Raw genomic sequence first — 12,526 nt, 5'->3', positions numbered from 1 at the left:
TTTTATTTGTCTCGTCTGATACGATGTAAGCAGCAAGCAAAATTTCACATTGAGGTGAAGTACAATGAGAATCAAACATAAATTTGTCATGTTATCCGTTACTGCTCTGTTAGCGATGTCTTTTGCCAGCCAAAGCTTCGCGGCTTCTACTCCTTTCAATGATGTTAATCAGTCTTCTGTTAAAGATAAAATTGCTTCACTACAGGAGAGGGGAGTTGTTAAAGGCGTAAGTGCTGACGAGTTTAAACCAGATGCTGCCATTACAGCCGCCCAAGGCATTCAATTGATTGTGAATGCACTGAATTTGAACATCGATAACATCAGATTTTTCAAAGCACCACTAGCGACGGACTACTTTGCCAAAGCCAACAATGACGCCTGGTATGCAGACGCCCTCATCATCGCGGCGCATAATGGACTTGAGCTGCCAGCCGATCTTGACCCCGCTAAGTCATGGACCAAAGAGGAGTTTATCCAATATTTGATGAAAGCTGCCGAGGTTACAAACAACCTGCCGCTCATCAATATTAAGCCGCTCGAATTCGCCGATGAAGCCGATCTGGACGTACAGTATCAAGGGGCCGTTCAACGTGCGCTTGTGCTAAAAATTGCGGAGCTGGATGCGGACGGCAAGCTTCATCCGAAAGAGGAGATTTCCCGCGCCGATGCCGCAGTTCTAACCTATAATGTGCTGGAGTATATCGCTGCGCACCCAGCTCCGACTCCTGCCCCTGTAGAGCCGGAAACAGGGTCCGCCGAGTAGGTTCAAACTTGCCCTCCTCCAAACCCCTGTAATATCATGAATATTAACTAGCAAAACGAATCATTTAAGCAGCCCATTCTTTCAGGAGAAGCGGGCTGCTTTTGCATTTTCTTTTTCAAATAGTAGCGGACTATTATAAGAGTGGAATATTTTTCCGATATACATATAGGGTTTAGACAGCTATAGGAGGAATAAGGGATGAAGGAGCCCACTTATAAAATGCCAACGGACGAAGCCGTCCAACAAATGAGCAAAGCGGAAAAAAAGCAATTTTATAAAGATTATTATAATGGACGTTATGCAGCGGTTGGCTTTAAACCCACATTCAAACGGCAAGTCGCTTATCGGATTGGCGGCAAAAAAGGGCTTTTTATCGGCATTGGTGCCATGATTATATGGTTTTGCATCAGTCAGGCAATCATCGATCGCTTCTCAAAGGAATCCATGATACAAGAGCGAATGCTTGAGCTTGAAAAGTCCATTAATTGGTCACAACAGCAGCTTAGCCAATACGAGATCCGCGTACAAAATGGTGAGTTGACCAAGCTGGAGCAAAAAAATTACAACGAGCTAATAACTAAATATAATCAGCAGGTCGAGCAATACAATTCGTGAGCTGACGGAGTAACGAAACATTTCTATTTCGATGATTAATCAGCTAGTTAATTCTTTTTCATGCACCAAACAAATTAAAAGCCTTGATGTTTCCGCCCCTTATGACAAGGAGCAGATACCATCAAGGCTTCTTTTACATGTAAATTAGTTATAAGCCTGCATTCTTCGCAAGGACACAACTGGCTCCACCGTAACTTCAAAAGCGCGGTCCCAAATGAATTTTGGATTATCCAGCTTTAAAACAACACGAGTATACGGTGCAAGCGACCATCTTCCATCACAAATTTGACGGATCGCACAGGCCGGAGCTGCCGAGCCAATACCGAAAGCCTTTTGCTGAGCAAGCGTAACCGTATTCGTCTGCATCCGGCCCTGCAAAAGCGTGGTCAACAGCTCGTAATCGCTAGCGGAATTAAACAGCCGCATGTTTTGATCCGCGGTCACATTCGTATATGGAGAGCGTCCGCGAGACTCTGTGCGTATTTCAGCGATTGTAACAACCTTATAATAATAGTCTTTCAGAAAACGCTTGAACAGCAGCGAGCCGTGTGCATCCATAGCCGTATCGAGTACAGACGCATGCGTCTCCATCGTCAAGCAGGCATAACGCGACTGTGCCATGCCAAGTGCCATGCCGATTTTGTTGCCGGCCGTATTCCAGCCGCTATAGCCAAGCAGGCTGCCTGTGTACTTACAATCCAGCAGCTTAGTCGTAACGGCCTCATTCGCCGCCCCGCCGCCGGTAAAATCAATGACAATTGTCGGCTGCATATTCGCCGCGTTTTCAGCTTCACGACTCACCGCATTTCCCGCTTGGTCAACCGCCGTAATCGCGATAATTTCCATATCACTCTCGCCACCGTCCGCCACTTCCCCGCCCACAATATCGATATGGCGCAGCAGGTTTTGATGAACATCCATATACTCATAAGGATTAACAATCGCCCGGCCATCCGGGCCAAAATATCGAATCGCAAAGCGCGGCTTGCCGTTCACGCAATAGAGCTTCTTCGCCATTCGCGCCAGCAAGGAATGTCCTAAACCATCGGCATCTGGCAAAATAATAGCCCGCTCCTGATTTTGTCCATCCGTGCCGCCTAGCCACTCATTAATCCGGTTTTCCACAAAAGCGATCTCATTCGCCTGAATCCCGTCAATATAGGCATCGTCAACGCCAATGGCGACAAAATCAATATAGCCCTGCCGTGCGAGCTGATCCAGCATGTAATACGTCGTCGTCAATTTATGGCGCTTCGCATTATAATACTGCTCCTTATCCACATAAACGGTATCAGGGAAGTTCGTACCATCCGGCTGAATATCGTAGCCATTCAAAATAGCCAGCAGTTCCGTCTCCGGCTTGCGCGGCTTCTGCATGAGCGTACGCGTCTCCGTGTAAGCCGGCATCGCCAACCCTTCTACGAAGACGGTAGATGCCAGCCTCATGATCGTGTCGAGCACATAGATTGGCTTATACGGATAAGCCTGCTTTACCTCGCGAATGACATCCAGCAGCTCAGTCGACTGGGCATCGTAGGCTGGATACGTTCCGTCAGCAGTAGCGCGCATGCGCCTGCTCCCAATAAGTCCGCCATACACGAGCATATCCAGAGAGATAATAAAACCGTCCACCTTGGAGGCATGGTGTAAAATAAAACGGCGAATATGCTCCGGCTTGCCAAATGTCGGGTCAGATGTACCGATCACCAGTGTTCCGTCTGTCGTCATTTGCGAATCGAGCCGGTTGCGAATATCTCCTACAGGCGGCACAACCACTTGAATGCCAGCAGCTTTGCCTTGCAAAATAATATCGTCCAAATTCGCTGGACGGTCGTCGAGCGGAATGTATAATACCTTTTTCATTTCAATCACTCCAACAAATAAGGGTAGGCACATCTCATTTCAATGTCTTGTACCTTCACTTATGTAGGTAACCATCTCGGTAGAATAACAACCAAAAAAATAATTTAATTGTATAGCACAGCTATCAATCGCCTCAGAAAAACTACACGTCAAACATAATCTTTCTATTACCGAGAATATCACACCTTATGAATGTGAACACACGTGCCGAAAATCTGCTCTATGCTCTCCGTTTCAGGGGCATCCCTGCACAAAGATAGACTTGGCGGACACAGCAGCCGCTATTTCAACAGAACTACGGGTTATGGCACAAGCTGAGGACCCAGGAGCCGCTAATGTGCTGCAAATAGCCATTTTAAAGGAATGATGAGGGGGATAACGAATTTCCTGTCCGCTTACCGCCTGAAATCGGATCAAAAGCGATAATAGCGGAACCTCAGTCCTTCCAAAAAGGAGTGAGCGTCCCAAGCTGCTTGGTCTCAGCAACAATCGTAGGCTGCGGGTCTCCAGCCTTAAATCGTAAAGGAATTTCCCTCGAATAAGTGCTAAGCAAGGAGCAGCAGGCCGACTCCGGTTTGCATAAACACCCTAGAAAAAATTCAAAAAATTAAAGAAGCTATTTTCGTTTAAAGTTACCGCCTACAACCATTTTATTGCGACCTGCGGCCTGCTCCAATCGTTGAAGTTCCCTTAATTCGCTTGAAATTCAAGTTCATTTTAAAACCTTTGGAGTCCCAAAGAATAAGCAGATTATAAAAGAGCAACTTAACATCTGCTCCTTTATACAGCGGTAAGCTGTGGATATGTTGAAACAAACCAATAACACTTATCCCCCTTGGCATTTCGGAAAAATAAGTTAATCAAAATAAAAAAGAAGCCTTGAACATCAAGGCTTCTGGAAGTTTTAAGTTATGGTGCGGTAGACAGGATTTGAACCTGCACGTCCATTGGACACTACCCCCTCAAGATAGCGTGTCTGCCGTTCCACCACTACCGCACATTTAGGGAAGTCTTACAAGAAAAATGGTGAGTCATGTAGGATTCGAACCTACGACACCCTGATTAAAAGTCAGGTGCTCTACCAGCTGAGCTAATGACTCTCATTTAGAAAAAATAAATGGTGACCCGTAGGGGACTCGAACCCCTGTTACCTCCGTGAAAGGGAGGTGTCTTAACCACTTGACCAACGGGCCTTAATTGTCGCACACAGTGATATTAGGCGTAAAAAAAAGACCGGCATGTTGAACGGCCTTCCGTTACAATCACTTTGAGAAAAATATGGCGGAGAGGAAGGGATTCGAACCCTTGCGGCTGTTACACCCTAACGCTTTAGCAAAGCGCCCCCTTCGGCCTCTTGGGTACCTCCCCATATGTGGCTCCCCGAACAGGACTCGAACCTGTGACAACTCGATTAACAGTCGAGTGCTCTACCAACTGAGCTATCAGGGAATACTTTGTTTTTCTCAGTGTTGCCTGTGAACCGCGGCGACAAGTAATAATTTATCATGTATCTGAATTTAAGTCAAGCGTTTTTAAAAATAATTTTCCGCGACATTTTCCACACGCATATTTAGCGGGATTTATCCGCCTTTTTCGCATGTATTCCATTCCGCATTCCTTGCATACCAGCTTGTACCGAAACGGCTCAACACGGCGCTCCGGCAGCGATTGGCAGAACCTCGATCCACCCACCTGAGCAAGCAGCCGCTTAAAATCCTCATCGCGGTGCCGATAGCCTCGTTTCAATATATGCAGATGATAATGGCACAGCTCGTGCTTAATTATTTTTTCTGTTTCCTCCAATCCGAACGTTGAAAGCTGATAAGGACTAATTTCAATATTATGCGACTTCATAAAATATCGCCCGCCTGTCGCCTTCAATCGGCCGTTAAATGTTGCTAGATGCTTGAATGGCCGTCCAAAGCTTTCCAAGGACACCCGCTCCACCCATTGCTGGAGCTCCTCGTCTTTCATCGTCTGCACCATAAATCATGATTCTCCCTTGTTCATTTGTTCTCTTACACTCTCAGACTATCCGCTTTCAGACATGAGATTGGCCTCCGATCAGCTTCATGCTAGCCCATCTTCTTTTACTCTATGGGTTCTTCCAAAACCTTGTATTTGTCTCCATGAATCTTTTCCAGGTGATCCTCTCCCCAATAGCATAAAAGGTCTAGCGCAGGCTTTAATCCCCAGCCATAGGAGGTTAGCTCATACTCCACTCTAGGTGGAATCTCTTTAAAAACCTTTCGAGCAACAATCTCGTCCTTTTCCAAGCCTCTTAGTTGAGTGGTCAGCATTTTTTGCGTAATGCCGGGTATTGACCTTCGAAGCTCTGACGTCCGTTTCCGTCCTGTCATCAAATGATAGATGACCAAAGGCTTCCATTTCCCCCCCATTACTTCTAATGCCGCCTCCACTCCAACGTTATACTTCTTTTGAACGCTATTTTCCCTGTTTTCAGTCATCACTTATTCCCCCGTTAAAAGGCTTTTTTTGCCAAGAACTTTTGACCGTTATTCAAGTCAATTTTAGGGCATCAATCTAGGGTACCTTCATGTTCCCATGGTACCTGTAGCATCCTATAGAACTTGAAAGTACGTACTTCCAGATTATTTTTGTACTGTTTATAATAGCACCAGCCATTGATCATGGCTACAAGTTATCTGATGAGGAAGGTAGTGAAGATACAAGTATGAAAGTATTAAGCATTGTTTCACACCCGAGAAAAGATTCCCTGACCTTTAAGGTTGCCGAGCGTTTCTTACAAGGTCTTGCTGAGGCTGGTCACGATTATGAAATGCTGGATTTACACGAGCTTGGCTTTGATCCTGTTTTAAAAGGAGTAGATGAGCCTGATTTGTCAGCTGCAGGACAGTCCTTTTCCCCTGAGGTAGAAGCGGAAATAAGGCGAATGAAGGAGTATGATGCCTTGGCATTGATTTTTCCAATTTGGTGGTGGCATTTACCAGCCATGCTCAAAGGTTATATTGACCGTGTATGGAACAATGGATTTGCTTACGGCTCGAACAAGCTTCATCATCAGCATGTCTTATGGATTGGTTTGGCTGGCGTTTCCAAAGAACAGATGAAAAAACGCAACTATGAAGAAATGATTACTCATCTGCTGAATGTGGGCATTGCAGATTATTGCGGTATTTCCAATTCCAAGGTTGAATTTTTATTCGAGACTTTGGATTCCAATTCCAAGCATTATGAGATGCTGCTTAACCAGGCTTATTACTTAGGTTTGAATTATGCCAAGGATTATTAAGCTTTAAGTAGTTTCATAAAATACGTTAGGGGAATGATTAATTATGGGACAAAACTGGAGAATTTTTATACTTGCCGTAGTCTGCTTTCTGGTCGGGACATCCGAATACATGATTGCGGGCATTTTAGATAAAGTTGCCGCAGATATCGGTGTGACACTACCCCAGGCTGGACAGTTAATGACCGTCTTCGCGCTAGCCTACGCCATAGGAACCCCCATCCTGATGGGGGTCACGGCCCGGCTTGACCGTAGGGACTTGTTGCTTTACTCGCTTGGTTTAATTATCGTGAGTAATGCACTCATCGTGATTTTACCGGGATACGGATTAATGCTGCTGGCAAGGGTAATTATGGCGCTCGGAACTGGCGTATTTGTCGTGACATCACTTACCTTAGCCGCTAAATTAGCCCCTCCGAACAAGCAGGGGAGTGCAATTGCGATCGTGCTCATGGGTATTAGCGCTTCACTTATTTTTGGCGTACCAATTGGCCGAGTGATTGCCGCCTCTTATGATTGGAAGCTGATTTTCGGCGGCATTGGCCTTCTTGCTATTGTCGGTCTGCCCGTCTTGGCAAGCTCGATTCCGCGGTTGAAAGGCGATGCGCCGGTCTCCTTAACTAAACAACTGGCTTTGGTGAAGAGACCTCGAATCGCGCTAGCCCTTGGAATTAATTTTTTCTTGATCATGGGTTATGGCATCGCATTCACGTACTTGTCGCCTTATCTGCTTGAAGTTGTCGGGATGAGCGAGCGATGGGTAAGCGCAGCCCTTTTCGCATACGGAATCGCCAGTCTAATCGGCTCAAAGGCAGGCGGGTTCGGCACCGATCGCTGGGGTGTAGCCAGAACGTTAACCGGAGGGACGATATTAAATATGGTGTTGCTGATCTTGTTGTCGGCAGCCGTTGGTACGTCAACATTCCTTGTTTTTACACTGCTGGTGCTCTGGTCGTTCTTCTCCTGGTCGTCCGCTCCAACCCAGCAATATTATCTTCTTACATTGTCTCCAGAGGCATCGGGTGTCATGCTTGGCCTCAACACATCCGTGCTGCAGCTAGCTATAGCGGTGGGGGCTGGAATCGGCGGCCTCGTCATCGACTATATGTCGCTGCAAGCGATCACTTGGATCGCAGCTGCCTCTATTGCAGTAGCAGCTGTTGCTACTGCTGCGATGTTTGGCAGAATAAGTTATCAGTCGCGCCAAGCAAGCCAGGGAGCAGAAGTATCATCAGCTTCAGCTGCGGAATAACAGGTTGAAATAAAACAACGATAGTACATGCTTACGAAGCAGCTTTCCGACGGAAGCTGCTCTCTCCATTTCCAACCTTCTCCTCCACTGCTCCCTGCCTCTTCGCTTTTTATCATTCAACTTATATAGTTCCCAAATAAAATAACAACCGTAAAGAGGCCGGAAAAAGTGTGGCGAAATCCACTTCGTTTTTCTGGCATTTTTGCTGCCCATACGCTACACTGTCAAGTAGTGATGCACTTTTATGGCACGGCAGCAATAAACGGCTGCATGATGCAGCGAATGTTTTGAGGGGAGAATCCAATCATCTTATGCCAACGATGCGTTTTGTACTAATGAAAAACAATGATCAGGTCTTCTTTGTAGAAATGCCTGATACGCATGCCTATCAATTAAGCGCCCTTAACCTGCGCCTGCACAAGGAGCTGGACAAGCTTACTGCTGAGCAGGTGCCTGCGCTTCCATATGCGATTGCTGAATGTGACCGCGTAGAGCTGCACGACAGCTCGATTCGCATTGCTTCGGGCTTAGACTACATTAACGAGCTGGAACGCGAATTTGCGGCTGTTAAAGAGTCTGCCTACCCGCTTATTGCCCTGCTTACGGAAATTCGTGCGCTGCAAGCTCAGCTTGAGCAGTGGTACGAAGATGAAATCGGCTAAATAGGACCTGCACGGACATTCGCCCTTCCCCATATGGTAGTAATACATCAGGGATGACCGGGAGGAGGGCGATCCGCAATGCCGCAGTGGCTGTGCAATCAAATGATGCGTGCGTTTCATAAGAAAGATCGCAGGCAAATTAAGCTGCTTAATGAATGCTGGTATTTTTATCGCAGCAAGCAAAGCACCAAGGATACGGATAACAACAACGAACTTACGATTCGCCATTGAGCGTCGTAGTACAGCAATGAAGCCTCCGGCTCCCACTCATTGAAGTGGATGCCAGAGGCTTCTTCGTTTGCTGCTATAAATTACATTTTGTTAAAAAACGTAATATCGTTGATCGGCAGACGCGTGCTCGGATGGCCGGTTTGGGAAGCTTTGCCGATTGGCAGCAAAATGTTCAAGGCATAACGCTCTGGAATGTTCAGCAGCGCTCTTACTTTATCGCGATCGTAGCCGCCCATAGGTACGGTATCGTATCCTTTTGCTTTGGCCACTTGCATAATTTGCATCGATACGAGGCCTGCATCAAATACAGTCACTTCATGCAGACGCTCTTTCGGAATGGAAGTGTAAAGCTTCTGTGAGTTTGCAGCGAATGATTCGCTCATCTCTTTAGTCATAAGTCCAGCTTCTGCCATTGATCCGTAAATGGTCTCAGCATTCTTATACATTTCCTGGTCGCCTAAAACGACGATAACAGCTGCTGCGTCCACAACCTGCTGCTGGTTGTTCGAGATTGGCAGCAATTGCTGCTTAATAGCCTCGTCTGTTACAACCAGAAAACGCCAAGGCTGCATGTTCGACGATGATGGTGCTTTTGCGGCAATTTCCAAAATTTCTATAATTTCCGCTTCTGTCATTTTTGCGGTATTGTCATAATGGCGCACCGAGCGGCGATCGCTTAATACTTGATAAAAAGCTTGGCTTTGTTGTGTTTGTACAGTCATGATAATTCCCTCCAAAGTATCGTTTATATAAATGCAATTCTTACTGTGCAAAATATAACACAGTTGATTTCAAAAAAACGTCTGCTTCACAAGCAATAGTATAGTACTCCATCCACTCACTTGTCAATCGTATATTTCTAACTATTTTATAGTTGGTTATCTATTCCCTTTTTTAAGATCGCATACCCGTCTCGTCAGCTGTTCAATTGTCCCTTGACCCAGCATAGCGAGCGCGCTATTTTTTACTCCCTCAGAAATTTCGCCAAAGGCTTGGCGCATTTCCTGTCCAAATTCATGCTCTCCTGTCGTCTGCTCCAAGCCTTTGCATAATGGCTCCCCTAGTTGAAGCGCCAAATACACATCTGCCAGCGTAATTGCGCCTGCCGAGCGGCTTAGCTTGTAGCCCCCGTCCTTGCCTTCCTTCGTTTCCAACAGCCCCTCACGGGCAAGCTCCGCCATTACGCGACGCAGCAACGTCGGTTCAACCTGAAGCCGTTTTGCTATTTCAGCGCTTGTGCAGGGCTGATCCTTATGAGCAAGTACGACGAGCGCCTGAAGCGCTATGCCAAACCATTTATGATGGGGAAAAGTGCTGCATTTCTCGGCTTGCATAGATACTCATCCTCTCTGTTACTTTAAAGGGAAAATCATGATAATCCCTAATAAGTATGACGGACTTGCCGGCATTCGGCAAGTCCGTCTTTAAGCTTTTATTAACCTGGCTTGCGCATCGTAAGGCCAACGCGCCCTTTTTTCACATCTACAGTCAGTACCCAGACGGTAACGGTGTCCCCTACAGATACAACGTCCATCGGGTGCTTCACAAACTTATCGCTCAATTGGGAAATATGGACGAGCCCGTCATTTTTAAGCCCAATGTCGATAAATGCCCCGAAATCGATGACGTTGCGGACCGTGCCCTGCAGCTCCATGCCCGCGGTCAAATCCTCCAGATTCAGCACCTCGGTATGAAAAATAGGAGCGGGTAGCTCCTCCCGCGGATCGCGTCCTGGGCGCAGGAGGCTGCCAACAATATCGCGCAGCGTTGGAACGCCGACGCCTAGCTCGGAAGCGACAGCAGCCACATCCAGCTCCGTCAGCTTCTGTTTAAGCTCTTCTGTGCCGATCTGGTTCAGCTTAACGCCTAAATGGGCAAAAAGCTTGTCCACGACCGCATACGACTCGGTGTGAATTGGCGTAGCATCCAGCGGATTCGCCGCTTCAGGAATGCGCAGGAAGCCGATACACTGCTCGTAAGCTTTCGCGCCTAGCCGCGGTACCTTTTGCAGCTGCGCGCGCTTCACGAAACGGCCATTCTCCTCGCGGTATTTGACGATGTTGCGGGCCGTCGTAGCATTAATGCCCGCAACATAGGAAAGCAACGACGCTGAAGCCGTATTAACGTCTACGCCTACATGGTTTACCGCCGACTCTACGACAGCACCCAAGCTTTCATCCAGGCGCTTCTGGCTGACGTCATGCTGGTATTGGCCGACGCCGATTGCCTTTGGCTCAATCTTGACGAGCTCAGCCAGCGGGTCCTGCAGCCTGCGTGCAATGGACACGGCGCTGCGCTCAGCAACGTCAAGAGACGGGAATTCCTCGGCTGCAAGCTTGGAAGCCGAATATACGCTCGCCCCTGCCTCGCTGACAATAATATATTTCAGCTCAAGACCAGGCGCGGCTTGGCGGGCTTTAATCAGGTTCGCAATAAACTGCTCCGTTTCCCGTGAAGCCGTCCCATTGCCAATGACAATCAGCTCTACTTTATATTTATCAATCAGGCCATTAATTAGTCGCTCTGCTTCCACTACTTTATGATGAGGTGCAGTTGGATAGGATACGGCTACTTCCAGCAGCTTGCCTGTATCGTCGATGACCGCCAGCTTGCAGCCTGTCCGGAACGCGGGATCGACGCCAAGCACGACATTGCCGCGAACGGGCGGCTGCAGCAGCAGATTGCGCAGATTTTCCGAAAAAATCGAAATCGCATGCTCCTCCGCTTTATCCGTCAGCTCACCGCGTACCTCGCGCTCAATAGACGGTGCTAACAAGCGCTTATACGAATCCTCAATGACGGAAACAAGCACCCTTCTTACTGATTCGGCCGTATGATTCCGTAAAATTTTACGGCCAACATGCTCATGAATCCGCTCAGTGGACAACTCGAACGCCACCTTCAGCACATCCTCGCGCTCGCCGCGATTAATCGCCAGCACGCGATGCGGAGGCAGCTTTCGCAGAGGCTCATTGTAGCTGTAATACATTTCGTATACGGACTCCGCTTTCGCATCTCGTGCTTCGGTACGAATAAGCGAATGATCAAACGTATGCTTTCGCACCCAAGAGCGAATCGAAGCATCATCTGCTATATTTTCAGCCAAAATATCCATGGCCCCTTGCAGCGCTTCCTGAGCGCCGGGAACACCCTTGGCCTCATCTATATATTTGGCAGCCTCGGCGAGAGGCTCGCCTTGGCGCGGCTGCGACCAGAGCCACTGCGCAAGCGGCTCTAAGCCCCGCTCTTTCGCCACGCTCGCCCGCGTCTTGCGCTTCTGGCGGTACGGCCGGTATAAATCTTCAATTTCCTGAAGCTTAACGGCGGCGTTGATCGCAAAGCTCAATTCCTCGGTCAGCTTGCCCTGCTCGTCGATAAGACGAATAACCTCGCGCTTGCGCTCTTCCAAATTCCGCAAATATTGCAGTTTTTCCTCAATGGCTCTAAGCTCTGTCTCATCCAGCTCGCCCGTCATTTCCTTGCGATATCTGGAAATAAAAGGTATCGTATTGCCTTCATCCAGCAAGGCGACAGCCGCTTTAACTTTCGTAACCGAGATAGCTAGCTGGGCGGCTACGCCTTTAATAATCCGTTCATTTTCCGCAGCTATTTGCTCTCCTGTCCGTTCCACCTTGCCAGTTGGTCCATCGAGCGCTTCACTCGTTATATTCGTCGTCGTATTTGCCAAGCGTTACGCACCGTCCTTTTTGCATTTTCATAGCCTGCTTATTTTGCCGCAGGCGGGCTTCTCCCTATTTTACCATTATGTTGGGCACGTGTTCAAAATCATTGCTCCTTATATGCTGCTTGAGCCTGCATACCTTCCTCAGGCAGCACAAAAACCGCCAGCCGCAAGCGGCTAATGCCAC

General features: G+C 47.8%; 12 protein-coding genes and 5 tRNA genes. 6 read left to right on the top strand and 11 right to left on the bottom strand.

The features are described 5' to 3' along the window. Nucleotides 1–64 precede the first annotated feature (64 nt). Nucleotides 65–763, top strand: a complete 699-nt coding sequence (locus MHB80_RS06750; protein WP_341281446.1) for an S-layer homology domain-containing protein — start codon at nucleotides 65–67, stop codon at nucleotides 761–763. Nucleotides 764–961: 198 nt separating this feature from the next. Further along, on the top strand, nucleotides 962–1,378 hold the full coding sequence (locus MHB80_RS06745) for a hypothetical protein (protein ID WP_341281445.1): 417 nt from the start codon (nucleotides 962–964) through the stop codon (nucleotides 1,376–1,378). A 144-nt stretch (nucleotides 1,379–1,522) separates the two neighbouring features. Here the strand turns inward: MHB80_RS06745 and MHB80_RS06740 are convergent, their stop codons facing one another. The 8 genes from MHB80_RS06740 to MHB80_RS06705 all read right to left on the bottom strand — a co-directional run bounded on the left by MHB80_RS06740 (nucleotide 1,523) and on the right by MHB80_RS06705 (nucleotide 5,709). After that, a complete protein-coding gene (locus MHB80_RS06740) occupies nucleotides 1,523–3,241 on the bottom strand; it encodes a DUF4127 family protein (protein ID WP_341281444.1) in 1,719 nt (572 codons plus the stop codon). A gap of 912 nt (nucleotides 3,242–4,153) precedes the next feature. After that, nucleotides 4,154–4,238 (bottom strand) — tRNA-Leu (locus tag MHB80_RS06735). Between the two features lie 27 nt (nucleotides 4,239–4,265). Continuing rightward, nucleotides 4,266–4,341, bottom strand: a tRNA-Lys gene (locus MHB80_RS06730). 18 nt (nucleotides 4,342–4,359) lie between these two features. Next, nucleotides 4,360–4,434 (bottom strand) — tRNA-Glu (locus MHB80_RS06725). Nucleotides 4,435–4,520: 86 nt separating this feature from the next. Beyond that, nucleotides 4,521–4,609: transfer RNA gene (locus MHB80_RS06720), tRNA-Ser, on the bottom strand. A 5-nt stretch (nucleotides 4,610–4,614) separates the two neighbouring features. After that, nucleotides 4,615–4,690 (bottom strand) — tRNA-Asn (locus tag MHB80_RS06715). 54 nt (nucleotides 4,691–4,744) lie between these two features. Continuing rightward, nucleotides 4,745–5,215, bottom strand: coding sequence for a SprT family protein (locus MHB80_RS06710; RefSeq protein WP_341282883.1), 471 nt, complete (start codon nucleotides 5,213–5,215; stop codon nucleotides 4,745–4,747). A 116-nt stretch (nucleotides 5,216–5,331) separates the two neighbouring features. Further along, nucleotides 5,332–5,709 carry a helix-turn-helix domain-containing protein gene (locus tag MHB80_RS06705; protein ID WP_341281443.1) on the bottom strand — a complete coding sequence of 126 codons (378 nt, stop codon included), beginning with the start codon at nucleotides 5,707–5,709 and terminating at the stop codon, nucleotides 5,332–5,334. Nucleotides 5,710–5,936: 227 nt separating this feature from the next. Between MHB80_RS06705 and MHB80_RS06700 the strand changes: the two genes are divergently transcribed. From MHB80_RS06700 to cmpA, 4 genes are all read left to right on the top strand, one after another. Next, nucleotides 5,937–6,515 carry an NAD(P)H oxidoreductase gene (locus tag MHB80_RS06700; protein ID WP_341281442.1) on the top strand — a complete coding sequence of 193 codons (579 nt, stop codon included), beginning with the start codon at nucleotides 5,937–5,939 and terminating at the stop codon, nucleotides 6,513–6,515. 43 nt (nucleotides 6,516–6,558) lie between these two features. Beyond that, the gene (locus MHB80_RS06695) at nucleotides 6,559–7,764 is read left to right on the top strand and encodes an MFS transporter (RefSeq protein WP_341281441.1); all 1,206 of its coding nucleotides are present in this window, start codon (nucleotides 6,559–6,561) and stop codon (nucleotides 7,762–7,764) included. 311 nt (nucleotides 7,765–8,075) lie between these two features. Further along, nucleotides 8,076–8,426 (top strand): hypothetical protein, encoded by a 351-nt coding sequence (locus MHB80_RS06690; protein WP_056034079.1) that lies wholly within the window; start codon nucleotides 8,076–8,078, stop codon nucleotides 8,424–8,426. 78 nt (nucleotides 8,427–8,504) lie between these two features. After that, nucleotides 8,505–8,657 (top strand): cortex morphogenetic protein CmpA, encoded by a 153-nt coding sequence (gene cmpA / locus MHB80_RS06685; protein WP_099516750.1) that lies wholly within the window; start codon nucleotides 8,505–8,507, stop codon nucleotides 8,655–8,657. A gap of 80 nt (nucleotides 8,658–8,737) precedes the next feature. Here cmpA and MHB80_RS06680 read toward each other — a convergent pair whose 3' ends face one another. The 3 genes from MHB80_RS06680 to MHB80_RS06670 form a co-directional block, all read right to left on the bottom strand. Then, entirely contained in the window at nucleotides 8,738–9,379 is a 642-nt protein-coding gene (locus tag MHB80_RS06680) for a nitroreductase family protein (protein ID WP_341281440.1), read from the bottom strand. Nucleotides 9,380–9,535: 156 nt separating this feature from the next. Continuing rightward, nucleotides 9,536–9,991: an Rrf2 family transcriptional regulator gene (locus MHB80_RS06675; RefSeq protein ID WP_341281439.1), complete on the bottom strand. Its 456-nt coding sequence runs from the start codon at nucleotides 9,989–9,991 to the stop codon at nucleotides 9,536–9,538. 101 nt (nucleotides 9,992–10,092) lie between these two features. Then, a complete protein-coding gene (locus tag MHB80_RS06670; RefSeq protein ID WP_341282882.1) occupies nucleotides 10,093–12,288 on the bottom strand; it encodes a Tex family protein in 2,196 nt (731 codons plus the stop codon). Nucleotides 12,289–12,526 lie beyond the last annotated feature (238 nt).

The organism is Paenibacillus sp. FSL H8-0537 (assembly GCF_038051995.1).
In the GTDB taxonomy this organism is placed as follows: domain Bacteria; phylum Bacillota; class Bacilli; order Paenibacillales; family Paenibacillaceae; genus Pristimantibacillus.
Note: the sequence above shows the minus strand (reverse complement) of the source record. Positions and strands in the feature narration are given on the sequence as shown.

Coding starts and splice junctions, on each gene's coding strand:
- MHB80_RS06695 (WP_341281441.1), top strand. CDS start 6,559: ATGGGACAAAACTGGAGAATTTTTATACTTGCCGTAGTCTGCTTTCTG.
- MHB80_RS06750 (WP_341281446.1), top strand. CDS start 65: ATGAGAATCAAACATAAATTTGTCATGTTATCCGTTACTGCTCTGTTA.
- MHB80_RS06705 (WP_341281443.1), bottom strand. CDS start 5,709: ATGACTGAAAACAGGGAAAATAGCGTTCAAAAGAAGTATAACGTTGGA.
- MHB80_RS06690 (WP_056034079.1), top strand. CDS start 8,076: ATGCCAACGATGCGTTTTGTACTAATGAAAAACAATGATCAGGTCTTC.
- cmpA (WP_099516750.1), top strand. CDS start 8,505: ATGCCGCAGTGGCTGTGCAATCAAATGATGCGTGCGTTTCATAAGAAA.
- MHB80_RS06740 (WP_341281444.1), bottom strand. CDS start 3,241: ATGAAAAAGGTATTATACATTCCGCTCGACGACCGTCCAGCGAATTTG.
- MHB80_RS06710 (WP_341282883.1), bottom strand. CDS start 5,215: ATGAAAGACGAGGAGCTCCAGCAATGGGTGGAGCGGGTGTCCTTGGAA.
- MHB80_RS06700 (WP_341281442.1), top strand. CDS start 5,937: ATGAAAGTATTAAGCATTGTTTCACACCCGAGAAAAGATTCCCTGACC.
- MHB80_RS06745 (WP_341281445.1), top strand. CDS start 962: ATGAAGGAGCCCACTTATAAAATGCCAACGGACGAAGCCGTCCAACAA.
- MHB80_RS06675 (WP_341281439.1), bottom strand. CDS start 9,991: ATGCAAGCCGAGAAATGCAGCACTTTTCCCCATCATAAATGGTTTGGC.
- MHB80_RS06680 (WP_341281440.1), bottom strand. CDS start 9,379: ATGACTGTACAAACACAACAAAGCCAAGCTTTTTATCAAGTATTAAGC.